The sequence below is a fragment of the Candidatus Poriferisocius sp. genome, assembly GCF_965208355.1.
GTDB lineage: Bacteria > Actinomycetota > Acidimicrobiia > Acidimicrobiales > Bin134 > Poriferisocius.
Genome location: NZ_CBDBOM010000003.1, coordinates 204,566 through 225,919, shown reverse-complemented (window position 1 = coordinate 225,919; position 21,354 = coordinate 204,566). Strand labels below are relative to the sequence as shown.

The window sequence follows — 21,354 nt, the reverse complement described above, 5'->3', positions numbered from 1 at the left end:
CTTCTTCCTCCTCTTGGTCACAGGCCGAAACACCGCTTGGCGTTCAGCCCCAAGATCTTGTCTTTGCGGGAGTCGCTCAGGTCGTCCCGGTCGGCCAGTGCTTTCACCACGCCGGGAAATACACCGTCGGGGTGAGGGTAGTCGGTGGCGAAAACCACGCAATCGTCGCCCAAAATGTCCAACACCCCGGGAACTGTCCGCTCCTCGGGGTCGCAGGAGATGAAGCACTGCCGTAGGAAGTACTCGGTGGCGCTCAGCTCCAGCGGGGCCGAGGCGTGGCCCCAGGAGTCCAGATGCTCGTCGATGCGCTCCAGCCAGTGGGGCGCCCATCCGCAGCCTGACTCGAGGAACACCACCCGCAACTCAGAGTGGCGTTCCAGCACCCCGCCGGCGATCAGCTCCAAACAGCCCATCTGCTGTTCATGGGGATGGGAGCACACATGGCGGAACATGAAGTTGTCGTAGCGATCCAGCCCCGATTGGGGGACGTTCTGGGTGGTCCCCTCGTGCAGAGCGGCGGGGACCCCCCGGTCGGCCAGCAGCGTCCACAAGCCGTCATAGGCCGGATGGTCCAGGGTCCGATCGGCAATCACGTTGGGCCGCAGCATCACGGCAACGAATCCCAGATCATCGATGGCCCGGCGAGCTTCGGCCACCATCAGCGCCGGATCCACTTGCGGCACCACCGCCACCCCCAGCAGCCGAGATGAATTCGTGTCGCAGTAGGTGCGGAGCCAGTCGTTGTACGCCCGGCACAAGGCGTTGTTCACCGCGGCGTCGGCAATGCCTCCGAACATGAGCCCCGTGGTGGGGAAGATCACCGAGATGTCCATGCCCTCGCTGTCCATATCGGCCAACCGGGCGTGGGGATCGACCCCGCCTTTTGGGCGCTCTTTGTCATAGGCCTCGGAGTCGAACGGGATGTAGGGCGCCATCTCGCCCCCCACGAAGGTGCGAGGCCGCCCTTGGCTGTCCAGCACCCGCCGGGGCGCAAAGGCCAGGAATTCTGGATCGCAGAACTCCTCCCACAGCTCCGCCGGCTCGCTTATGTGGCCGTCGGCGTCGATCACCAACCTGCTCATGGCATTGCCCTTCCTGCTGATTACCGAAGCGTGGCCCGGCCCTTGTCGAAGACCGTGGTGCCCCGGTTGGAGACCACCCGGAACAGCACTTCGTTCTCCTCGTGGCGGTTGTGCCAGATCTGGGTGGTGAGCACATCGCCGTTGTAGCCGGGGGAAGCGAAACGACCGGCCATCGATCCCAGGGCCAGAGGATCGCCACCACATACCGTCTCCACCAGCGCTCGGCAGGCAAATCCGTAGGTGTTGAGCCCCATGAGGATGGGACCGTCGAACCCGGCGGCCGCGGCCACTGAGGGGTCGTAGTGGATCAGGTTGGGGTCGTTGCCCCCGTGCCGGTAGAGCAGCGACTGCACGGGCAAGGTCAGCCAGTCCACGGTGGCATCGGGTGGTGCATCCTCGGTATCCCACGCCGGTGTCTTTGGCCCGGGGTCGCCGCCAAAGCCGCCCTCGCCCATCACGAACAGCTTGGAGCCGGTGGTGAACATCGGCTCGCCGGTGGCGGCGTCCACCGACTCGCTCTCACTGTGGACCACCGCCCCGGAGCCCTTGTCGTAGATGCCGACCACGGTCGACGTGCTGATCACCGACCCCGTCGGCCCAATCTCGCCGTGGACGGTGAGCTCCTGCTCGCCGTGTACCAGCTGATGCACTTGGTAGTCGCCGAACCGGAACATGGGATTGTCGCCGCTGCTGGGCTTGTCCGACCGGCCCCCCGAGCACACAAAGCTGGGGTACACCTGCTGAGGGTGGCCCGACGCCATCTCCCCCACGAAGGCCAGGTTGTCGAAGCCTGCCCCCACGCTCAGCCCGTACAGGGTGCAGTCCCGGGGCAGCCATCCCCGTTGATGGGGCTCTCCGCGGTGTCCCACCATGTCTAGATTCATCGCCATAGGGGCCATTGTGTCCCATATCGGCCCCATTCTTCCCGCCGACCCAGCGACAGATACGGTGAGGCCATGGCCGATGATCGAATACAGCTAACGGTGGACGGACACATCGCCGTGATCACTAACAACAATCCCGCCAAGCACAACGCTTTCGACGACGACATGGATCTGGCGCTTTTCGACATCTTGGGCGAGATCAAGGCCGACAAGTCCATCCGAGCCGTGGTGTGGCGGGGCGAGGGCAAGTCGTGGTCGTCGGGCCGAGACGTGTCGGCAATAGGCGGCGGCCAGGTGGAAATGGCCCACCACGCCCTAATGGACCGAGGCCAGAAGGGCATTCAGCAAATTTGGGACATCGACGCCCCCATCCTCGTGGCCATCCAGGGATGGGCCATGGGCGGCTCCTTCCAGCGAGCCCTGTTGTGCGACATCCGGGTGGCGGCCGAAGGCGCCCGATTCAGACTCCCCGAAGTGACCCACGGGGTGATCCCCGACACTGGCGGGGTGGGACGGCTGTTCGAGATCTGCGGGTCGGGCCTGGTCAGCGACATGGTGCTCACCGGTCGAATACTGAGCGCTGAGGAGGCTCTGACCCACGGCATCGTGTCCCGCATCGTGCCCCCCGAGGAGCTGGACGACACCGTGATGGAGATGGCAACCCAGATCGCCGCCGCCTCGCCTTACACGGTTCAGCTTGCCCGCCGGGTAATCCGCAACCTGGCCATCGAAGGGCTGCGCAGTTCCATGAACGACGAGTACGCCTATCAGACGCTCATCAACCGGTCGGACGATTTTGCCGAGTTCCGGGCGGCCCGAGCCGAAGAGCGCGACCCCGAGTACAAGCGGTCCTAGGGAGGTTTGGACCAATGGCTGAGATCATCGGATTGCCCGAACCCGCTCCCGAGGGCGCCACCGCGCTGGTGCCCGGCACCTACGGCGGCCAGACCGTGTTCGTCACCGGCGGCGGCACCGGGCTGGGCAAGGCCATCGCCACTGAGTTCGCCCGGCTGGGAGCCAACCTGGTCATCGCCAGCCGCAAGCCTGAGCACTTGGAGGCGGGCCAGGCCGCCATCGAGGCCACCGGCGCCGAGGTGCTGGTGGTGGGCTGCGACATCCGCCAGGCCGAGCAAATCGCCGAGGCCTTCGACGCCGCCACCGAGCGGTTCGCCCTGCCCGACGTGCTCATTAACAACGCGGCCGCCAACTTCCCGGTGCCGGCCGAGGACATGTCGGCCAATGCCTGGCGCACGGTGGTGGACATCACCCTCAACGGCACCTTCTTCTGCGCCCGGGAGTTCGCCCGCCGCCATCTAGCGACCGGCACCACGGGTTCGATCATCAACATCGGGGCGTCCTACGCCTGGACCGGCGGGCCCGGCTTCGCCCACTCGGCCGCGGCCAAGGCAGGGGTCAAGTCCATGACCGAGAGCCTGGCCGTGGAATGGGGTCCATACGGCATCCAGGTGAATGGCCTAGTGCCGGGGCTGTTTCCCCACGAGGACATGACCGCCGACATCCGCTCCAGCCTCGACCGCACCCACGAGAAGGACCCGTGCCAGCCGGCCATGCGGGTGGGGCGGCTGCGGGAACTGGGCTGGGCGGCCACTTTCTTGGCCTCCCCATTCGCCCGGTTCATCAGCGGCCATACCATGGTGGTGGACGGGGCCAACTGGCAGCGCCGTTCCATGACCAACCCCGCCGTCACCACCATCCGCGACCAAATGGGCAAAGGGCCGTTCGAACTTTGAGCAAAAGGCTCTGATTGCCATGGACCAGCCCTAAGAGATGACCACCGAAGCCCGGCCCTCGGATCCCATTGCGCTGGAGGTGGTCAAGAACGCCCTGGGAGCTATCGCCGAGGAGATGGGGCTGACCACCGTGCGATCGGCCTACTCCTCAGTGGTGAAAGAGGGCGGTGACTCCACCGCCGCCATCTTCGATTACCAGGGCCAGTTCATCGCCCAATCGATGGGCGCCCCGCTGATGCACCTTTCCAGCCTTCGTCCGTCGCTGCGCTCGCTGCTGGACGACTTTCCGGCCTCGGAAATGGCCGACGGCGATGTTTACGCCTCTAACGATCCCTACCGGGGCGGCATCCACTCCAACGATGTGATGGTGTTCCGCCCGGTGTTCATCGACGGCACGCTGGCATTCTTCACCTGCGCCCTGCTGCACGTGGCCGACCTGGGGGGCATGGCCGCCGGCGGACTGCCGGCCAACGCCACCGAGATGTTCCAGGAGGGCTTGGTACTGCCCCCCGTGCCGCTGTCGATCGCCGGGGAGGCCAACCAGCCGATGCTGGATGTGATCGCGGCTAACAGCCGCACCCCGGAGAAAGTGCTGGGCGACATCCGGGCCATGATGGCGGCCACCAATCTGGGCGCCGACCGGCTGGACGATCTGGCCAACCGGTATGGCCTGGATCGGCTGCACCAGATCACCGACGAGCTGTTGGACTACACCGAGCGCCGTACCCGGGCGGGCATCGTGGCGTTGGCCGACGGCACCTACACCGGCTCGTTCATCATCGACGACGACGGCGTCAACCCCGACGCCGACCACGAGGTGCATGTGGCCCTCACCGTGAGCGGCTCCACCATCACCGCCGATTTCGAGGGGACCTCAGCCCAAGCGCCGGGCCCGATCAACGCCGCGGTATCGCAGACCACCTCTGGAGTGCTGTTCGCTGTCCGCTGCCTGCTGGCCCCCGACATCCCGGTGAACGACGGCGCTTTCCGGCCCTTGGAGCTGCGTCTGCCCCAGGGCACGCTGGTGAATCCCAATCCGCCCGCCGCGCTCAACGCCCGCATGGCCACGGTCATGGCGGTGGTGGAGGCCATGCTCGGGGCGTTCTCCCAGCTCGACCCAGCCCGGGCGGTGGCCGCCTCCTGCAACGTTCACGTCTACATCATGAACGGCATCGGGGCCGACGGCCGGCCGTGGGCATTCATGGATCCCCAATTCGGCGGTTCCGGCGCCCGCTCCGATCGTGACGGAGTGGACGTGACCGGCCCGCTGGTGTTGGGCGCCGGGGGGGCATTCCACACTGTGGAGGCCTATGAGCAGGAGCACCCGGTGCGCTTTGAGCGATTCGAGCTGTGGACTGACTCAGGGGGGCCGGGCCAGTGGCGGGGCGGCACCGGATCGCGCCGCGACATCCGCATCCTCACCGACGGCCAGTTCACCGGCCGGGCCACCGATCGCTGCCGTCGCCCCCCTCCCGGCATCTTTGGCGGCTCGCCCGGCGCGGGCGGGGGCTGGGTGCTCAACCAAGGCACCCCCGACGAAGAAGCGCTGCCGTCCAAGGTCACTGCCTACCCTCTGCGAGCCGGGGACATGATCACCATGCTCACCTCGGCCGGCGGTGGCTTCGGAGACCCGTATAAACGCGACCCCGAGCAGGTGGCCGCCGATGTGCGAGACGGTCGTGTGTCGCCGGAGGCGGCCCGTCGTGATTACGGCGTGGTCATAGACATCGAGACCGGGGAGGTGGACCCGGCGGCCACCGCGGCGCTGAGAAGCAAATGACCGTCGCCCTGGGCATCGACATCGGGGGAACGTTCACCGATGTGGTGATGATCGACCGCTCCGACGGCAGCATCTGCACCGCAAAGGTGCTCACCACCCCCGACGACCCGGCAGCCGGAGTGCTAGACGGGATTGCCGAACTCTTAGCCGAGGCTGGCTATGACCCTCCCGAAGTGTCCCAAGCGGTCCACGCCACCACCCTGGCCACCAACCTCATATTGGAGCGTAAAGGCGGCCCGGTGGCCTACGTCACCACCGCAGGTTTCGGCGACATTTTGATCATCGGCAACGAGCGCAAGGGCGATGCCGAGAAGTACGACCTCTTCTACACCAAACAGGCGCCCATCGTCCCCCGGCGGCGCACTGTTGACGTGGCGGAGCGGACAGGGGCTGACGGCTCGGTGGTGGTGCCGCTCGATGTCGAGCAGGCCCGCACGGCGCTGGCCGACTTATTGGCCCGCGAGCCGGTGGAAGCTGTCGCGATCTGCTTCCTCCACTCCTACGCCAACGGGGACCACGAGCGCCAGGTGGCCGACATCATCGCCGAGCTGAACCCCGACCTCTACGTGGCGGTTTCCAGCGAGGTGTGGCCCGAGTATCGAGAACTGCCTCGAGCCTGCACCACCGTTATGTCGGCCTACGTGGGCCCCACCGTCACCCGCTACATCGCCCGGCTGGACGAGGAACTGGCCCACCAGGGCATCGGGGCCCGGATGCAGATCATGGGCTCGTCGGGCGGCATCATCTCAGCCGCCACTGTGGCCCGACGGCCGGTGCAACTGGTGGAGTCGGGGCCGGCCGCTGGGGTGATGGCCGCCGCCCACATCGGCCGGCTCAGCGGCATCGACAACCTGATCTCCTTCGACATGGGCGGCACCACCGCCAAAGCGGGGCTGGTGCGAGACGGACAAGCCGCCATCGCCCACGAGTTCTTCGTGGGGGGCACCGCTTCTTCGGGCGTGAAGCAGATCAACACCGGCTATCCCATCAAGATCCCGGTGATCGATTTGGCCGAGGTGGGCGCGGGTGGCGGGTCGATCGCCTATCTGGACAGCGGCGGGGCATTGCGAGTGGGGCCTGATTCTGCCGGGGCCGAGCCGGGACCGGTCTGCTACGACCGGGGCGGCGCCCGGCCCACGGTGACCGACGCCGATCTGGTGCTGGGCTACCTGAACCCGGACTTCTTCCTCGGGGGCCGCATGACCATCCGGGCCGATCTGGCCCACGCCGCCCTAGCGGAGTTGGCTGAGCCCATGGGATTGACCCCGGAGGAGGCCGCCGCTGGGGTGTATGAGGTGGTCAACGCCACCATGGCCGCCGCGGTGCGGGTGGTGACCCTGGAGCGGGGCATAGACCCCCGCGACTTCACCCTGCTGGCTTCGGGCGGCGCGGCCGGAGTGCACGTGGCCCGCTTGGCCGAGGAATTCGGTATTACCAAGGTTGTTGTCCCGGCCAACCCCGGCGTGGGCTCGGCAGTGGGCCTGTTGGCCTCCGACGTGGTGACCGATCATGTCCGCACTCAGGTAATCGACTCGATTGGAGCCGATGCCCGCGTTGTCGAGGCCATCTACACCGAGCTGGAGACGGTGGCCGTAGCCGAAATCGGGGCGGAGGGGTTCACCGCCGATGAGGTCGTGCTCGAACGCGAGATCGACGTCCGCTACCGCCATCAGGCCCACGAGCTGACCGTCCCCCTGCACGGTTGCAACCTCGACGCAGCGGCTGACGCGTTCAACCAGCTCTACGAAGAGCTGTACGGCATTCGCCAAGCCGACCCGGTGGAGTTCGTCAACTACCGAGTGAGGGTCATTGGCCCAGTCCCGAAACCCGACTGGTCAACCGAGGAAGTAGCCGTCCGACCGCCGGTCCCCCTCTCATACCGCCCTGCCTGGTTCAACGGCGAAATGGCCGACACCCCCGTCTACCGCCGCCACACTTTCCTGCCCGGCCCCACCATCGCCGGCCCCGCCATCATCGAAGAGACCTCCTCCACCGTGGTCGTCCCCGACGGCTGGACCGCCTCAACCGACCGCTGGCTCAGCCTGGTGCTGCGCCCGGCCTAGGAGCTAAATCCAGCGGACGTGAAGGTGCTCGTGGCCGTGAAGCACCAGGGTGGGGCGATACACAGGGGCGGGCTTGTCGGCATCCAATTCCAGGGTGGGGAATCGCTGGACCAATGCGTCGAGCGCAGCGATGGCCTCGGCTCGGGCCAGCGATGAACCCAGGCAGTAGTAGGCCCCCAAACCAAAGCCGTTGTGCTGGCTGGCGTCGCGGGTGAGGTCCAGCCGGTCGGGCTGGGGGAACGCCTCGGGGTCGCGGTTGCACGCTCCCAGCATCACCACGCACAGGTCGCCCTCAGGAAAGGTCTGGCCGGCCACCTCCACGTCGGCGGCCAGCACCCGGTGGTTGATCTGCACTGAGCTGTCGTAGCGCAGCAGTTCCTCGAAGCCGTCGTCGATCAGCTCTGGGGCAGCCTGCAACCGCTCCAGTTCGCTGGGGTTCTCCAACAGCGCCTTGGTGGCGTTGCCGATGATGTCGGCGGTGGTTTCATGGCCGGCTTGGAGCAGGATTATGCAGGTCGGGACGATCTCATGGTCGGTAAGCGGCCCCCGCTCGTCCTCCACCGTGACCAGCTTGGTCATCAGGTCGTCGCCGGGGTTGGCCCGGCGCTCGGCGGCCAACTGGGTGAAGTACTCGGTGAAGCCCCGCACCGCCTTCTCCCCGTTGACGATCATCTCGTCGCTGAGGGCGGCGATGTCGCCCCGGCGGGCGAAGCCCCACATCCACTGCTCGATGTCGGAAATGTCGCTGCGGGGGATGCCCAGCATCTCGCAGATCACATGCACCGGCAGCGGGTAGGCGAACTGGCTCACCACGTCCATCTGGCCGTCGTCGGCCACCGCGTCCAAAAGGCCGGTGACCACGTCGTTGATGGCCGGCTTGATCTTCTCCACCGCCCGGGGGGTGAATACCCGGGCCACCATCGAGCGGATGCGCTGATGGTCGGGCGGATCCAGCCACAGCAGCATCCGCTTCATCATGTCGTAGTACTCGGTGCCCCCCGCCCCCACGTTGTACATCTCGGTGGTGCGTCGGTCGCTGATGGCCTTGGGGTTGCGCAGCAGCTGATCGGCATCGGCGTGGCGGGTGAACACCCACGCCTCGTGCAGGATCGGGTTGTGCGTCTTGTGGATGGGGGCAGCCTCTCGCAAGGCGTGATAGTGCGGGTACAGGTTGCCCCGGGTTTCTGGATCGATGATGTCGGCGATGATCTGCTCAGGGTCAGAATTTGAGGTGGCAGCGCTCATAGTGAAGGCCAAGTTATATCCGGAGCGGGTTCGCCCGCCGACTGGATGGCCTGCCATACCCGCTCGGGGGTGAGGGGCAGGTCGATGTGGCGGATACCGAGGTCGCACAGGGCGTCGATCACCGCGTTCTGCACCGCGGGGGTGGACCCAATTGTGGCCGCCTCGCCGATGCCCTTCACGCCCAGAGGGTTGAGGTGGGTAGGGGTGATGGTGCTGTCCACGGTGAAGTCGCAGAACTCGGCCGCCGAGGGCATGGCGTAGTCGGCCAGTCCGGTGGTGAGCGGGTTGCCGTCGTCGTCATACACCACGTGCTCGTACAGCGCTTGGCCGATGCCCGAGGCCACTCCGCCGTGCTGCTGACCGGCCACAATCAGCGGATTCAGCAGGTTGCCGGCGTCGTCCACCGCCACAAAGCGCCGCAGGGTGACCAGGCCGGTGTCTGTGTCCACTTCCACCACGCAGATGTGGGTGCCGAACGGAAAGGTGGCGCCATCGGTGGTGTGGTCGAGTTCGACTCGCAGCGGCTCGTCGGCTGCCGCGACGACCTGCTCCCAACTCACCGCCGCACCGGGAACGCCGGCCACTCCCAAGCGGCCCTCGTCGGTGACCACGATGTCGTCGGCGCTGGCCTCCAACAGCTCCGCGGCCCGCCGCCGGGCAATGTCCAGCACCTCCATGGAAGCAGCATGTATGGCGCTGCCTCCGAGCTGGGCGCTTCGCGATCCGCCGGTGCCGCTGCCCCGGGCCACCAACGCGGTGTCGGCCTGCACGAAGGCGATGCGGTCCAGGTCGATGCCCAGCCGGTCGGCCACGATCATGGTGAACGCCGTCTCGTGGCCCTGGCCGTGGGAGGAGGTGCCCACCGACACCGTGGCCGAGCCGTCCGGGTGGACCTCCACCACCGCGTGTTCCTCCTGTCCGGTAGGCGCGGTCACCTCCACATAGCTCGACAGCCCGACGCCCAGCCTTCGGGGGTCACCGGCTGCTCGACGGGCGGCTTGCTCGGCCCGCAGGTCGTCGTAGCCCACCAACTCGCAGGCCCGGTCCAGCGCCTTCTCGTACTCCCCGGTGTCGTAGGCCCCGCCGGTGGGAGTCACCAGCGGGAAATCCTCGGGCGCCAAGAAGTTGCGGCGGCGGAACTCCACCGGGTCGATGCCCAACTCGGCCGCGGCCAGGTCGGCCATGCGCTCGATGGTGAGAGTGGCCTGGGGCCGGCCCGCCCCCCGGAACGCCCCCAGCGGGGCCCGGTTGGTGGCGGCCAACCCAAAATCGAACTGCACCTGCTTGATGGCGTAGACCCCCGTGGCCATTACCCGGGTGATGGTGGGGAGGACGCCGCCTAAGGCGGGATAAGCCCCGGCATCCACTAGCACCACCACCTCCAGCGACACCATGCGGCCGTCGTCGGTCACTCCCTGCCGGACGTAATGCACCTGATCTCGGGCCTGCATGGAGATGAGGTTCTCGGCCCGGGTCTCGGTCCACACCACGGGGCGGCCCAGCTGCCGGGCGGCGGCGGCCACCGCCACGTGCTCGACCCGCCATCCGCCCTTGGCTCCGAAGCCGCCACCCACCCAAGGGGCGATCACCCGCACCTGGTCATGGTCCAAACCCAGGGAGTCAGCGATGCCCCCTCGGGTGGGATGGGCTCCCTGGGTGGAGACCCACAAGGTGAGCTGCTCGCCGGTGGGATCGGCGAGCGCGGCGTCGGTTTCCATCGGCACCACCGCCATCCGGTTGTGGACGATGCGGGCAGTGATGATCCGGTCTGCCCTTTCGTGCAGGCCATCCACCGGATCGAAGGCCCGGAACATCGCGTCCGAACCCCGTTCGGGATAGAGCACCGCTGCACCATTGGCCACCGCGGCCTCGGCGTCCATCGACACCGGGAGCGGCTCGTAGTCGACCATGATCTCGTCGGCGGCATCTTGGGCTGCGGCCAGGCTCTCGGCGACCACCATGGCCACCGGCTCGCCCACAAAGCGGACCCGATCGCTGGCCAACGGCCCGCGTACGAAGTGGGGATCGAGCGGGAACCGGGGCTTCACCTGCTCCACCCCAATGGTCTCGGCGGTGTATACCGCGGCGACACCACGGTGCTCGGTGGCGGCTCCCAAATCGATCCCTTCGATGAGGGCATGAGCCACCGGCGAGCGCACGAAGTGAGCTTGGAGCAGCCTTTCGGGCCGCAAATCCCCGGTGAACCGACCCTCCCCGGTCAGGAGGGTCCCGTCCTCCCGCCGCACAACTTCGGTCCCCAATATCGAACCAGCCATAGGGTGGTCATTATGGATGGCGCTTTGTCGGAACCCGGAATGGGAGGGTGAATTGGCATGGAGCTGCGTGAGGCAATCGATCCGGCCACCACTGCTTTGGTGCTTCAGGAGTGCCAGAACGGGGTGATCGGGGAGCTGTCGGCCCTGCCTGCGCTGGCTGAGGCCGCCAAGGAGGGGTTAATCCCCAACGTGGCGGCGTTGGCGACCGCGGCCCGCACGGCAGGCGCGCGGGTGATTCACTGCACGGCCCAGCATCGCGCCGACGGTTGGGGCGGCAACCGCAACGCGCGCCTGTTCCGGGCCATGCCCAAGATGCCGGTGCAGTTGCACATGGGCACTCCGGCGGTGGAAGTGGTACCCGAGATCGGGGTGGCCGACGCCGATATCGTGCTGCCCCGTCACCACGGCCTGTCGCCGTTCGAGGGCACCGAGCTCGACTCGCTGCTGCGCAACGAGGACATCCGCACCATTGTGGCCGTGGGTGTCTCAGTGAACGTGGCCATCATCAATCTGACCTTCGACGCGGTCAACGCCGGCTACGTGGTGGTGATCCCCCGCGACGCGGTAGCCGGCACCCCGCCCGACTACGTCGACGCCGTGTTCGAACACACCCTCAGCATCGTGGCCACCGTCACCACCACTAACGACGTTGTCGACGCCTGGGCGGTCTAAGTCAACCCAATCCGCCTCTCACGTAGGCGACCACGGCGACTATTTCCTCATCCCGGAGCTTGGAGCCGAACTCGGGCATCTCACCGATGCCGTCGCGCACCAGCGCTTCCATCGCCTCGGCCGACGCATACTTCTCCAAGACCTTGCCGGGACGGATGTCAGGCCCGACGATCCCGACGCCATCGACGCCGTGGCACCCGACACAGCGCGTCAGATACACCATCTTGCCCATGACAAACTCCTCCTCAGACACCTCTTCGGGGGCCAAAGGAGCGGTTGGCTCCACAGAATCTGTCTTGTCACTACAGCCCGCAGCGGCCGCCAGCGCTATGCAGACGCCTAGCGACAGGATTTCCCTCCACCTCCACCACCGGGAGCCGGGGAGTTTCAAGCTCCCACCGGGGCACTAGGGGTGAACGTCACCGGCATTTCCTCGGGTCCGACGATGAAGTTGGACGCACGCCACGGCAGCGGTTCGTCGTTGGCCAGCTGGATGTCGGGCATCCGCTCGGCCAGCCGCTGGAACATGATCTTGAGCTCCAAGCGGGCCAAAGACGCTCCCAGGCAGAAGTGCGTTCCCCACCCGAAGGCCAGGTGTTGATTGGGCTCACGCTCCAAATCGAATGTGAACGGGTCGTCGAACACCCGGTCGTCCCGGTTGGCCGACGGATAGAACAAGATGATCTGGTCCCCCTCGCCGATGGTCTCGCCGTGCATCTCCACATCCCGGGTGGCGCTGCGGGACATGTTCTTGATGGGAGTCACCCAGCGCAGCAGCTCCTCTACCGCCCGCTCCATCCAGGTATTGTCGGCTGCTCGCTGGTTGAACAGTGCCTTCTGGTCGGGATTCTCCATAAGCGCCAACATCCCCCCGCTGATCACGTGGCGGGAAGTTTCGTCACCACCGATGAGGATCAGCAGCCCCTCCTGATACAGCGACTCGTCGTCGAGGCTGTCGCCGTCTACCTCGGCATGGCACAACACGCTGACCAGGTCAGACTGAGGCGGGCGAGCCCGGCGGTCGGCGATCACTCCCATCAGAAACTCCCGAAAGGCCACCCCGGCCATGATCCCTTTCTCCAGCGCCTCCTGGTCGGTCTCGGTGGTGGCCCGCATCATGTCGTCGGACCACTCCAGCAAGTCGTCATAGCTCTCCCGGGGGAAACCCAGCATGTCGCCGATCAGGAGCAACGGCAAAGGAGCAGCAATATCCCAGATGAAGTCGCACTCGCCCCGCTCGCACACCTTGTCGAGGATCTCGTCGCAGATGGCGATTACCTCAGGGGTGCGATCCCGCACCCGCTTGGGCGTGAAACCCCGGTTCACCAGCTTACGGCGCTGCTTGTGCTCGGGGTCGTCCATGGAAATCATCATCGGAAGCGAATTCCCATGGGGACGGGGGCTGCGGTAAGAGGAGAACGTCTTGGGGTCCTTCTCGATGGCCAAGATGTCGTGGTAGCGGGAAATGCCCCACACGTCGCTGTTGGCGTCGTAGTACACCGGGGCGTTCTCCCGCATCCAGGTCCACGCCTCATGGGGCTCGTGCTGGAACCAGAACCCGTCCATGAAGTTGACCCCGTCGAGGGTGGGGTGATTGGGCATTGCTCCCCCTCGTGCTCGTGCTAGCGGACTAACCCTCGCCCATGAGCCGGGCGATCATCCTGGCGCCCTGCTCAGGGTCCCAGGCCGCCACCATGTCGTCAATCCCGTCCTGCCACGACATCGTGCACTCCTCGGTCATGGCGATGCGCTTTGCGCTGTCGTAGGCCCGGCTGTGGGTGCCCACCGGGAAGTACTGGAAATCGGGCTCCACTCCGACCTGAGCTCCCATCCGGCGGCACATGTCCTCGATGCTGACATTCTCATCGCCGCCCCAGTTGACGATGGTGGCCGGCACTGTGGCCCCCTCCAAGAAGGCCTCGGCGTGGGCGCACATGTCGATCTCGTGAACCGGGGAGAACATGTTGGGCTCCGAGTCCTTTAGGGGTACCGGCATGCCGTTGGTCATCATGGCCAACAAGATGGCGGGCAGTCCCCCGTTTTGGCCGTAGGCCACGTTGATGCGCCCGATCACGGTGGGCAGGTCATATAGGCGGCACATGGTCCGGGCCACCGCCTCGGCGGCCATCTTCGTCACCCCGTAGGTCTCCGAATAGGGCTGTTCGCTGTCGCCTAGCGGATCGCCCTCGGCGTAGACGTAGGTGTGGTCGGTGTTGTTCTTGTAGGCGGCGGCGGTGGACGCATGCAGAAAGCCCTTGGCGTTGCGGCAGTGGGCCATCAGCAATCCGGTGGCCTCGGCGTTCTGGGTAAGGGCGAAATCGTAGTCAGGAGTAGCCGCCATGAACGCGGCCATGTGGATCACATAGTCGAAGTCGTCGGGCAAACCGTTAAGCTCGCCGGAGGCCAGATCGGCCTTGTGGGGAATGGCCCCGGCCTCCTCCACCTGCTCCTTCGACCCCGGCTGGCTGAAGCGGGCCAGGCCCCACACCTCGTTGTTCAGGGCGAAGTGTCGGGTCATGGGTAGAGCGATCTGCCCGGCAGTCCCGGTTATCAGAATCTTTTGGCCTTCCACGGTGGTTCCTCCTCGACCGTTCCTCACCTTGTACTAGCACGGCGAGTCCGCAGGGTTGACATGATAGGGATAGAGACATGATTCGCACCGAGCCCATCGATGCCCCCCTAGGTGCGCTGGCATCAGGCTGGGACCCGGGCGCGCCGCTGAGCGACGACGACCTGGCGACGCTGCGCCAGGCCTTGGCCGATCGGCTGGTGGTGGTGCTGCGGGGCCAGCGGGAGTGCGACGCCGACGAACTGGCCGCCTTGGCCCGGCAACTGGGCGAGCCCTTCCCCGCCGACGAGCTGTACAACATCCCCACTGAGGTCCCCGAGGTGCTGGCCGTGTCCAATGAGCTGGATGACAACGGCCACGAAATCGGTACCGCGGGCAGCGGACCCCTGCCGTGGCACACCGACTACGCCTTCTTGGACACAATTGCCCGGGAGTCGCTGCTCAACGCCCAGCGCGTCCCGGCCGACGGGGGTGCTGATACCTCGTACTGCGACATGTACACCGCCTATGAGACTTTGCCCAACGATCTGGCCGTGAAGCTGGCCGGGCGAATCGGGCGCTACACCATCACGTCGGAGAACAACACCCGCCTCCGCCAGAACCACCACGACGAGGACCCGTCGGAAGCCGCTGCCCGCCGCCTGAAGGCCAACCCCGACATCGTCTACCCCGGCTCGGGCGAAGTAGTCGAGCACCCGGTGGAAATGCCCCACCCCGACACTGGAAGGGTGGCGCTGTACGTCTCGTCGTTCTCCTGCGGTTTCGTGGACATCGACGACCCCGACGACGCCTTCGCCCTTACCCAGGCGGCCATGGACCACGCCATCGTCCCCCAGCACACCTACACCCACCGTTGGCAACAAGGCGACGTGGTGATCTTCGACACCGTCGGCACCGTCCACCGCCGGGAAATGCCCCACAGCCCCGGCCCCCGCTCTCTGCGCCAGCTGTCCATCAAGTACCCCTGACGCTGCTGAATGCCCGGTAGGCGGCAGCCCCCCTAGTCTGGCGCCATGCCAACCCCAGCTCGTGTCGCCGTCGTCCCCCAGGAAATGGGCCAACCCCTGCGCATCGAAGAAGTAGAACTGCCCGACCCCGAGGCCACCGATGTAGTGGTGCGCCAATTCGCCAGCGGGGTGTGCCACAGCCAGCTCCACGAGATCCACACCCCTCGAGCAAGCGATGTGGTTCTCGGCCATGAGGCCACCGGCGAGGTGGTGGCGGTGGGCTCCGAGGTGAACCACGTGAACCCCGGCGACCGGGTGTTCGTGACCTGGCTACCCCGTAGCACCCAGCCCCCTGATCGCCGACCCGCTCCCGCCCAGGTGGTCCAGGGCGACGGATCGTCGGCGGTCAGCCTGGGGGTGTTCACCTGGGCCGACCACACCATCGCCGATGAGATGTACATCGTGCCCATGCCCGACGATGTGCCTGTCGATGTGACCTCCATCGTCGGCTGTGCGGTAATGACCGGTGCCGGTGCGGTAATGAACACCGCGGGGGTCACCGCGGGGTCGTCGGTGGCAGTGTTCGGCGTGGGCGGCGTGGGCTGCTCGGCCCTTTCGGCCGCTAAGGCGCTGGGCGCCGACCCCATCATCGCGGTAGATCTCACCGAGGAGAAGCTTGAGTTTGCCCGCAGCCACGGGGCCACCCTTGGAGTGAACGCCTCGGAGTGCGACCCGGTGGCCCGGATCCGCGAGCTGACCCCCCGTGAAGGCTTGGACTTGATGGGAGCGCCCTGTGCCGGGGTGGACTTCGCCTTCGATTGCATCGGCGCGGAGGCAACCATCGGGCAGGTGGCGCCGTCATTGCGGTCAAAGCGCTGGGGGTCCGACGAACGGGCGGTGGCGGTGCTCGTCGGGATTCCAGTCTCTGTTCCCGCCATCGACGTGGGTGACCTGCTGATGCACGAGAAACACCTCACCGGAAGCATCGGCGGAACCAGTCACCCCGAGCGAGACTTCCCCATCTTCATGGACTGGTACCGGAGGGGCGACCTGGACCTGGACAGCATGGTCACCCAGCGCTTCGCCCTCGATGAGATCAACGAGGCGGTTGATGCTCTGCAAAGCGGACAGATCAGCGGCCGGGCCATCCTGGTGTTTGATTGAGCGCCGAGAAGAAGGGAGCCAGCCATGCCCGACACCGTGCTCTATGACCTTTCCGGCCATGTGGCAACCATTACCCTCAACCGCCCTGACGCCCTCAACGCCATCAATGGCGAACTGCGCCAAGACTTGAACGCGGCCTGGAACCGGTTTCGGGGAGACGACGAGGCCTGGGTGGCCATCATCACCGGAGCGGGGCGGGCATTTTGCGCCGGGGCCGACATGCGCGCCGGCGAAGGATCGGTAGGCGTGTTTGAGGGCACGTTCTGGGAGAAGCCCACCATCAACTCCTTCGAGTCGGGCTTGGAGCTGTACAAGCCGACCATCGCCGCGGTAAACGGCCATTGCCTGGGCTACGGGCTCACCGGAGCGCTGGCCTGCGATTTCCTCATTGCCAGCGACCAGGCCACCTTCGGCTATCCCGAGGTGCGCCTCGGCGTGCCCACCATCGTGGGGGCCATCCGGTTGCCCCGGCGGGTGGAGTGGGCCGACGCCATGGAATTGCTGTTGACCGGCGAGCGAGTAGATGCCGAACGGGCCCGGGAGATGGGACTGGTTTGGCGAGTGGTGCCCCACGACAACTTGATGGAAGAGGCACAGACCTTGGCCGACCGGCTCGTCGCCTCGGCACCGCTGGCGGTCCGGGCCACCAAGGAGGTGGCTGCCCGCACTCGCACCATGTCGTGGGTGGAGGCCGTGCGCTTCGGCGAGACCATGCGGATTGTGGCCGGAGCGACCGAGGACGCCACCGAGGGAGTGAACGCATGGGCTGAGGGCCGCCCCCCCGACTGGCAGGCCCGCTAGCCAGATGGGCGTACGGGCAATTGTCTTTTGTGTGGCGGTGGCCGGTTTGGCCTTCGTGGCCCTATCACTAGCCGGCATCGTGTCTACTTGGGGACTCGACTGGGTGACCATCGAGTCGGAGGAGACCGAGCCGGAATCCACCCCCGAGCCCACCCCCACCGAAGCGCCACTGCCCGAGCCCGTCGAGGTGGTGGTCGAATTGGAGATCGACCCCCGCTATCCCCCCGAAACGCGGTGGACAGTGTTCGACGTTCCCTCCGCCCTCAACGTGAGAGCCGGCCCCAGCACCGCCCATCAGGTCTTGGGCACTGCCAACCTGGGGTCCACCGTCACCCTCACCGGCCAAGTGGTGGAGTCCCCCACCAGCGGCACCTGGGTCCAGGTCAGAGCCAACACCGTCACCGGCTGGGTCTTCGCCGCCTATTTGACACCTGAGGTCTAAGACCGAGCTCAGGAAGTGCCCAGTGACTCCACCACGGGGATATCGTCGTCGGCCACCGGCGCCATAGGAGTGCGGCGAGCGAGGGCGGCCTCGATGTGGGGGGCGAGGCGTTCGACTTTGGCCGCCTCCCGCTCGTCCTCCCCTTCTTTGAGGGCGGGCATGACCTCTTTGGCAAACATCTCCAGTGAATGGCAGATGTGGTCGTGGCGGTTGCGGCCCGACTGCTGGATGAACATCACCTGGTCCACCCCGACATCGGCATAGCCCTTCAGCTGGCGGGTGACCTGATCGGGCGTTCCGATGCCCAGCGTCTCTCCCAGCCCCTCAAACGACTCCCGGGATTCTTGAAAGTTGTCCCACACGTTGGTTCGGCCCGGCTGGTGCCGGCCGATCACGTAATAGTGCAAGAGGCCGTGGCCGAAGAACTGGAATCCCTCTAGGCCCCGGCGCTCAGCCTCTTCCTGGTCGGCGTGCATCGACAAGCCCACCACCATGGCGATATTTGCGTTCACGGTGTGGCCGATGGGCACGCACTCCTCGCGAAGTATCCGGTAGTAGTCATCCACCCAGTGGGCGGCCTCGTCGGGATCCACGAAGGCGAAGGTGAGCGCTCCCATGCCCAGTCGGGCGGCCAATTTGATGGTTTCCCGATTTGAGCACGCAACCCACAGCGGCGGGTGGGGCTTCTGCGCCGGCTTGGGCACCACGTTGCGACACGGCATGGAGAAATACTCGCCCTCATACCCTGGGTAGGGCTCCATGACCATCATGTTGCAGCACTGCTCGGTGGCCTCGGCCCACGCTGGGCGTTTGTCGGCGTGCTCAATGTTGAATCCGCCCAACTCAACTGCGGCCGACGACTCGCCGGTGCCGAAATCCACCCGGCCGTTGGAGATGAGGTCCAGGGTGGCGATGCGCTCGGCCACCCGGGCCGGGTGGTTGTATTTGGGCGGCATCTGCACGATGCCATGCCCCAGCCTGATCCGCTCGGTGCGCTGGCTGGCCGCGGCTAAGAACACCTCGGGGGCCGACGAGTGGGAATATTCCTCCAAGAAGTGATGCTCCACCTCCCAGGCGTAGTCGAACCCCAACTGGTCGGCCAGCTCCACTTGCTCAAGGGCCTCGTGCAGCAGACGCTGCTCATCCCCTTCATGCCACGGCCGCGGCAACTGATGTTCATAGAAGACGCCGAATTTCACCCTCCAGAGCCTACGCAGCTTTGCTCCGATCAGCGGATCGCGAGGGAATCTGTTTAGCATCGCCGCGATGAGTAGCGACCGGGCGCCCGTGCTGGTGGGCGTGGCCCAGTACGTGGGGCGGGAGATCGATCCGACGGCCGCACCCGACCCGGTGACCATGCTCGCCGATGTAGCCACCCGGGCCGCCTACGACTCGGGTGTCGGCCAAACCCTGTTCGCCCACGTGGACACCTACTTGCAGATCCCTTTGGCCTATTGGACTCCGGTGAACGGCGCTGCTCTGGTCGCCGAACGAGTCGGCATCAACGGCCGGGCCCGAGTGCAGCACACGGGAGGCGGCGGGGAGATGGGTGTACTGGCCGCCAACCACCTGGCCGACGAGATCTTGGCCGGTCGCACCGAAGCTGCGCTGATGACCGGCGGGCAGATCTGGAAGACGTATGAGCGGGCCAAAGCTGCTGGGGTGGAGTTGGACTGGCCCTCGGGGGGAGATCCCACTGGTGCCGACGAGCGGTTCGCCCCCATCGCCAAGCCCATGGTGTCGGAGATCGAGGAGCGTCACCAGCTCACCCGCCCCATCCAGGCCTATCCCCTGTTCGAGAACGCTCTGCGGACAGCCCAGGGAATGACCCTGGCGGAACACGCCCAGCGACTGGGCGAGATGATGACCGAGTTCACCGCGGTGGCCGCAGCCAACCCCTATGCCTGGTTCCCCACCGAGCGCAGCGCCGAGGAGCTGATCACGCCCACGCCCCAGAACCGCATGATCGGCTTTCCCTACACCAAGTACTTGAACGCGGTGCTGAACACCGATCAAGCCGGGGCGTATGTGATGACTTCGGTGGCCAAGGCCCAGGAGTTGGGTATCCCCGAGGATCGCTGGGTGTACTGGTGGGGCGGCCACAACGCCGCTGAAGAGGCCTGGTTCGCCAGCACTCGTCCCAACTTTGCTGAGTGCCCGTCGATGAAAGACTCATCGATTGGTGCGCTCGACCAGGCTGGCGTGGGCGTCGACGACATTGCCCTATTCGACTTCTACTCCTGCTTTCCCATAGCGGTGCGAATGGCCTGCACCATGCTGAGCATCGACGAATTGGATCCCCGCCCGTTCACCGTCACCGGCGGACTGCCCTACGCCGGAGGACCGGGCTCGGCCTACAACATGAATTCAATACCGGCCATGGTCGAGCAGCTGCGCGAAGACGATCGTTCGATCGGCATGGTCACCGGCAATGGCTTCTTCATGACCAAGCACGCCGCCGCGGTGCTATCGGCCCGGCCCAAAGAAGGCGGTTGGGAACGGACCGACGGGCCGCCACCCTCCGCGTCGATGGAAACCGCCCCGGCCAACCCTGACGATTCGGCCAGCGGGCCGGGCCGCATCGAGGCCTACACCGTCATGCACGACCGCGACGGCCAGCCGTCTTTGGGCTATGTCTGCGGTCGCCTCGACGGAAATGGCTCAGAGAGCCGCCGCTTCTTGGCTAACACTCCCGAAGACCCCGATCTGCTTCACGACCTTCTTGCCTCCGAAGGGGTAGGCCGCACCGGCCACGTTCGCAACGACAACGACACCGGCTGCTGCATCTTCACCCCGGCCTAGGCGGCCTGGAGCGAATCAAGCCGAATATCAGTCGGTGGTGATGCCGACGGGGCAGGTGACGCCGGTGCCGCCGAGGCCGCAGTAGCCGCCGGGGACCTTGGCCAGATACTGCTGGTGGTAGTCCTCGGCGTAGTAGAAGGGCGGGGCGGCGATGATCTCGGTGGTGATCTCGCCGTAGCCCGCATCGGCCAGGCGAGCACCGAACATGTCTCGTGATGCCTCGGCGGCCACCTTCTGGTCGTCGTCGAAGTAGTAGATGCCCGATCGATACTGCGTGCCTACGTCGTTGCCCTGGCGCATTCCCTGGGTGGGATCATGGTTCTCCCAGAACAAGGCCAACATCTGCTCGTAGCCGGTGACCTCGGGGTCGAACACGGCCAGCACCACCTCGTTGTGGCCGGTAAGGCCGCTGCACACTTCCTGGTAGGAGGGATTGGGGGCAAACCCGGCGGAGTAGCCCACCGCGGTGGTGAACACGCCGGGTGCTTGCCAGAACACCCGCTCCGCGCCCCAGAAGCAGCCCATCCCCACCATGATCTGCTGCATCTGGTCGGGGAACGGCGGTTTCAGCGGGTTCCCGTTCACGAAGTGCAACTCCGGAACCGGCATCTCGATATCCCGCCCCGGTAGCGCATCGGCCGGATCCACCATCATCGTCTTCTTCATCCCGAACAAGGCCATGCCTCGAAGTGTAGAGGCTGTTGCGGGTATTCCCTTCCGGGCGCCGAATTGGTTGGCACGAAAATCAATAGCGAATCAACATGCTGTTGAGGTCGTTTGGCTGCCTTGATGCTGCATAGTCTTGCCATCGCGTTTCAAACCAAGAGCGTCTTCGATGGCGATCGGCCGACAGGGAGAACCACGGTGAAGCAAGGA

The 21,354-nt window shown here is 66.0% G+C and carries 19 protein-coding genes; 10 read left to right on the top strand and 9 right to left on the bottom strand.

Translation table 11 applies throughout. The annotated features are described in order from the left end of the window. Positions 1–17 precede the first annotated feature (17 nt). Together ACOGXH_RS02365 and ACOGXH_RS02360 are read right to left on the bottom strand one after the other, a co-directional pair. Positions 18–1,082 carry an amidohydrolase family protein gene (locus ACOGXH_RS02365; protein WP_419927513.1) on the bottom strand — a complete coding sequence of 355 codons (1,065 nt, stop codon included), beginning with the start codon at positions 1,080–1,082 and terminating at the stop codon, positions 18–20. 20 nt (positions 1,083–1,102) lie between these two features. After that, positions 1,103–1,972, bottom strand: coding sequence for a MaoC/PaaZ C-terminal domain-containing protein (locus tag ACOGXH_RS02360; protein WP_419927512.1), 870 nt, complete (start codon positions 1,970–1,972; stop codon positions 1,103–1,105). A 66-nt stretch (positions 1,973–2,038) separates the two neighbouring features. Between ACOGXH_RS02360 and ACOGXH_RS02355 the strand changes: the two genes are divergently transcribed. Genes ACOGXH_RS02355 through ACOGXH_RS02340 form a run of 4 tightly spaced genes read left to right on the top strand, consistent with a single transcriptional unit; the run spans position 2,039 to position 7,560 of the window. Continuing rightward, positions 2,039–2,821, top strand: coding sequence for an enoyl-CoA hydratase/isomerase family protein (locus ACOGXH_RS02355; protein WP_419927511.1), 783 nt, complete (start codon positions 2,039–2,041; stop codon positions 2,819–2,821). Between the two features lie 14 nt (positions 2,822–2,835). Next, positions 2,836–3,717: an SDR family oxidoreductase gene (locus ACOGXH_RS02350; protein WP_419927510.1), complete on the top strand. Its 882-nt coding sequence runs from the start codon at positions 2,836–2,838 to the stop codon at positions 3,715–3,717. A 37-nt stretch (positions 3,718–3,754) separates the two neighbouring features. Next, positions 3,755–5,497 carry a hydantoinase B/oxoprolinase family protein gene (locus ACOGXH_RS02345; RefSeq protein ID WP_419927509.1) on the top strand — a complete coding sequence of 581 codons (1,743 nt, stop codon included), beginning with the start codon at positions 3,755–3,757 and terminating at the stop codon, positions 5,495–5,497. Then, the gene (locus ACOGXH_RS02340) at positions 5,494–7,560 is read left to right on the top strand and encodes a hydantoinase/oxoprolinase family protein (protein WP_419927508.1); all 2,067 of its coding nucleotides are present in this window, start codon (positions 5,494–5,496) and stop codon (positions 7,558–7,560) included. The genes ACOGXH_RS02345 and ACOGXH_RS02340 overlap by 4 nt, the downstream gene beginning before the upstream one ends. 3 nt (positions 7,561–7,563) lie before the next feature. Here ACOGXH_RS02340 and ACOGXH_RS02335 read toward each other — a convergent pair whose 3' ends face one another. Both ACOGXH_RS02335 and ACOGXH_RS02330 read right to left on the bottom strand, forming a co-directional pair. Continuing rightward, the gene (locus tag ACOGXH_RS02335) at positions 7,564–8,805 is read right to left on the bottom strand and encodes a cytochrome P450 (protein WP_419927507.1); all 1,242 of its coding nucleotides are present in this window, start codon (positions 8,803–8,805) and stop codon (positions 7,564–7,566) included. Next, positions 8,802–11,081, bottom strand: coding sequence for a xanthine dehydrogenase family protein molybdopterin-binding subunit (locus ACOGXH_RS02330; RefSeq protein WP_419927506.1), 2,280 nt, complete (start codon positions 11,079–11,081; stop codon positions 8,802–8,804). Before ACOGXH_RS02330 ends, ACOGXH_RS02335 begins: the two co-directional genes overlap by 4 nt. Positions 11,082–11,138: 57 nt before the next feature. Here ACOGXH_RS02330 and ACOGXH_RS02325 point away from each other — a divergent pair, with 57 nt between their 5' ends. After that, entirely contained in the window at positions 11,139–11,753 is a 615-nt protein-coding gene (locus ACOGXH_RS02325; RefSeq protein ID WP_419927505.1) for a cysteine hydrolase, read from the top strand. A 1-nt stretch (position 11,754) separates the two neighbouring features. Here the strand turns inward: ACOGXH_RS02325 and ACOGXH_RS02320 are convergent, their stop codons facing one another. The 3 genes from ACOGXH_RS02320 to ACOGXH_RS02310 all read right to left on the bottom strand — a co-directional run bounded on the left by ACOGXH_RS02320 (position 11,755) and on the right by ACOGXH_RS02310 (position 14,325). Then, complete coding sequence (locus ACOGXH_RS02320) at positions 11,755–12,039, bottom strand: c-type cytochrome (protein ID WP_419927504.1); 285 nt, start codon at positions 12,037–12,039, stop codon at positions 11,755–11,757. A 101-nt stretch (positions 12,040–12,140) separates the two neighbouring features. Beyond that, on the bottom strand, positions 12,141–13,355 hold the full coding sequence (locus ACOGXH_RS02315) for a cytochrome P450 (protein ID WP_419927503.1): 1,215 nt from the start codon (positions 13,353–13,355) through the stop codon (positions 12,141–12,143). A 28-nt stretch (positions 13,356–13,383) separates the two neighbouring features. Continuing rightward, on the bottom strand, positions 13,384–14,325 hold the full coding sequence (locus ACOGXH_RS02310) for an NAD-dependent epimerase/dehydratase family protein (RefSeq protein ID WP_419927502.1): 942 nt from the start codon (positions 14,323–14,325) through the stop codon (positions 13,384–13,386). 77 nt (positions 14,326–14,402) lie between these two features. On the opposite strand from ACOGXH_RS02310, the gene ACOGXH_RS02305 reads away from it, so the two are divergent. Genes ACOGXH_RS02305 through ACOGXH_RS02290 form a run of 4 tightly spaced genes read left to right on the top strand, consistent with a single transcriptional unit; the run spans position 14,403 to position 17,676 of the window. Then, positions 14,403–15,290 carry a TauD/TfdA dioxygenase family protein gene (locus ACOGXH_RS02305; RefSeq protein WP_419927501.1) on the top strand — a complete coding sequence of 296 codons (888 nt, stop codon included), beginning with the start codon at positions 14,403–14,405 and terminating at the stop codon, positions 15,288–15,290. Between the two features lie 45 nt (positions 15,291–15,335). After that, complete coding sequence (locus tag ACOGXH_RS02300) at positions 15,336–16,433, top strand: zinc-binding dehydrogenase (protein ID WP_419927500.1); 1,098 nt, start codon at positions 15,336–15,338, stop codon at positions 16,431–16,433. Between the two features lie 24 nt (positions 16,434–16,457). Continuing rightward, entirely contained in the window at positions 16,458–17,234 is a 777-nt protein-coding gene (locus tag ACOGXH_RS02295; protein ID WP_419927499.1) for an enoyl-CoA hydratase/isomerase family protein, read from the top strand. A gap of 4 nt (positions 17,235–17,238) precedes the next feature. Beyond that, positions 17,239–17,676, top strand: a complete 438-nt coding sequence (locus ACOGXH_RS02290) for an SH3 domain-containing protein (RefSeq protein ID WP_419927498.1) — start codon at positions 17,239–17,241, stop codon at positions 17,674–17,676. A gap of 8 nt (positions 17,677–17,684) precedes the next feature. On the opposite strand, the gene ACOGXH_RS02285 is transcribed toward ACOGXH_RS02290, so the two are convergent. Next, positions 17,685–18,875: an LLM class flavin-dependent oxidoreductase gene (locus ACOGXH_RS02285; protein WP_419927497.1), complete on the bottom strand. Its 1,191-nt coding sequence runs from the start codon at positions 18,873–18,875 to the stop codon at positions 17,685–17,687. A 67-nt stretch (positions 18,876–18,942) separates the two neighbouring features. Between ACOGXH_RS02285 and ACOGXH_RS02280 the strand changes: the two genes are divergently transcribed. Then, entirely contained in the window at positions 18,943–20,478 is a 1,536-nt protein-coding gene (locus tag ACOGXH_RS02280) for an acetyl-CoA acetyltransferase (protein WP_419927496.1), read from the top strand. Positions 20,479–20,505: 27 nt separating this feature from the next. Here the strand turns inward: ACOGXH_RS02280 and msrA are convergent, their stop codons facing one another. Continuing rightward, positions 20,506–21,159, bottom strand: coding sequence for a peptide-methionine (S)-S-oxide reductase MsrA (gene msrA, locus ACOGXH_RS02275; RefSeq protein ID WP_419927495.1), 654 nt, complete (start codon positions 21,157–21,159; stop codon positions 20,506–20,508). Positions 21,160–21,354: the final 195 nt, after the last annotated feature.

Excerpts from the sequence above, each read along its gene's own strand:
- ACOGXH_RS02345 (WP_419927509.1), top strand. The coding sequence starts at position 3,755 with ATGACCACCGAAGCCCGGCCCTCGGATCCCATTGCGCTGGAGGTGGTC.
- ACOGXH_RS02365 (WP_419927513.1), bottom strand. The coding sequence starts at position 1,082 with ATGAGCAGGTTGGTGATCGACGCCGACGGCCACATAAGCGAGCCGGCG.
- ACOGXH_RS02300 (WP_419927500.1), top strand. The coding sequence starts at position 15,336 with ATGCCAACCCCAGCTCGTGTCGCCGTCGTCCCCCAGGAAATGGGCCAA.
- ACOGXH_RS02280 (WP_419927496.1), top strand. The coding sequence starts at position 18,943 with ATGAGTAGCGACCGGGCGCCCGTGCTGGTGGGCGTGGCCCAGTACGTG.
- ACOGXH_RS02340 (WP_419927508.1), top strand. The coding sequence starts at position 5,494 with ATGACCGTCGCCCTGGGCATCGACATCGGGGGAACGTTCACCGATGTG.
- ACOGXH_RS02290 (WP_419927498.1), top strand. The coding sequence starts at position 17,239 with ATGGGCGTACGGGCAATTGTCTTTTGTGTGGCGGTGGCCGGTTTGGCC.
- ACOGXH_RS02305 (WP_419927501.1), top strand. The coding sequence starts at position 14,403 with ATGATTCGCACCGAGCCCATCGATGCCCCCCTAGGTGCGCTGGCATCA.
- ACOGXH_RS02330 (WP_419927506.1), bottom strand. The coding sequence starts at position 11,081 with ATGGCTGGTTCGATATTGGGGACCGAAGTTGTGCGGCGGGAGGACGGG.
- ACOGXH_RS02315 (WP_419927503.1), bottom strand. The coding sequence starts at position 13,355 with ATGCCCAATCACCCCACCCTCGACGGGGTCAACTTCATGGACGGGTTC.
- ACOGXH_RS02335 (WP_419927507.1), bottom strand. The coding sequence starts at position 8,805 with ATGAGCGCTGCCACCTCAAATTCTGACCCTGAGCAGATCATCGCCGAC.
- ACOGXH_RS02325 (WP_419927505.1), top strand. The coding sequence starts at position 11,139 with ATGGAGCTGCGTGAGGCAATCGATCCGGCCACCACTGCTTTGGTGCTT.
- ACOGXH_RS02350 (WP_419927510.1), top strand. The coding sequence starts at position 2,836 with ATGGCTGAGATCATCGGATTGCCCGAACCCGCTCCCGAGGGCGCCACC.
- ACOGXH_RS02360 (WP_419927512.1), bottom strand. The coding sequence starts at position 1,972 with ATGGCGATGAATCTAGACATGGTGGGACACCGCGGAGAGCCCCATCAA.
- ACOGXH_RS02355 (WP_419927511.1), top strand. The coding sequence starts at position 2,039 with ATGGCCGATGATCGAATACAGCTAACGGTGGACGGACACATCGCCGTG.
- ACOGXH_RS02295 (WP_419927499.1), top strand. The coding sequence starts at position 16,458 with ATGCCCGACACCGTGCTCTATGACCTTTCCGGCCATGTGGCAACCATT.
- msrA (WP_419927495.1), bottom strand. The coding sequence starts at position 21,159 with ATGGCCTTGTTCGGGATGAAGAAGACGATGATGGTGGATCCGGCCGAT.